Raw genomic sequence first — 625 nt, 5'->3', positions numbered from 1 at the left:
AATCTCAGTTCGGTAAATGTCTCTTCAGATCCGGGAACAACGGTTACTTATTTTACCAATGCAGCTTTAACAGGAACCCCGATTGCCAATCCGGCTGCTTATACCGGTCCGGCAGGAATTATCTATGCCAAAGTAACTTCCCAGTACGGATGTTCAAAGACCGCCCAGATTACATTAACCGTCACTCCGGCACCGAATGCTAACAATACCACATTGACAGCCTGTGCAGGGACCAACGGAAACGGTACTTTTAACCTGACCGCAGCCAATATTTCTTCCGATCCCGGAGTTACGGTTAATTACTTCACCAATTCAAACCTAACCGGACAGATCACCAATCCTGCTGCCTATTCCGGACCTTCCGGGATTATCTATACCAATGTAACCTCACCGGCAGGATGTTCAAAAACCGCGCAGATTACTTTAACGGTGAATCCCATGCCGAATGTAAACAACGGATCTCTGACGGTCTGTGCCGGAACGAACGGAAACGGAACCTTTAACCTGACTTCAGTAAATCTTTCCGCCGATCCTGGAGTAACGGTAACTTATTTCACCAATTCAAACCTGACGGGACCGATTACCAATCCGGCAGCCTATTCGTCACCTTCGGGCATCGTTTATG

Annotated in this window: 1 protein-coding gene; it reads left to right on the top strand. The window is 47.7% G+C overall.

The window, feature by feature from the left end; genetic code table 11:
* The coding region (locus tag CHA01nite_RS20710) for an FIDD domain-containing protein (protein ID WP_507762375.1) at positions 1–625 on the top strand (625 nt) is incomplete at both ends.

It is taken from the genome of Chryseobacterium hagamense, from assembly GCF_007991455.1.
GTDB lineage: Bacteria > Bacteroidota > Bacteroidia > Flavobacteriales > Weeksellaceae > Chryseobacterium > Chryseobacterium hagamense.
Note: the sequence above shows the minus strand (reverse complement) of the source record. Positions and strands in the feature narration are given on the sequence as shown.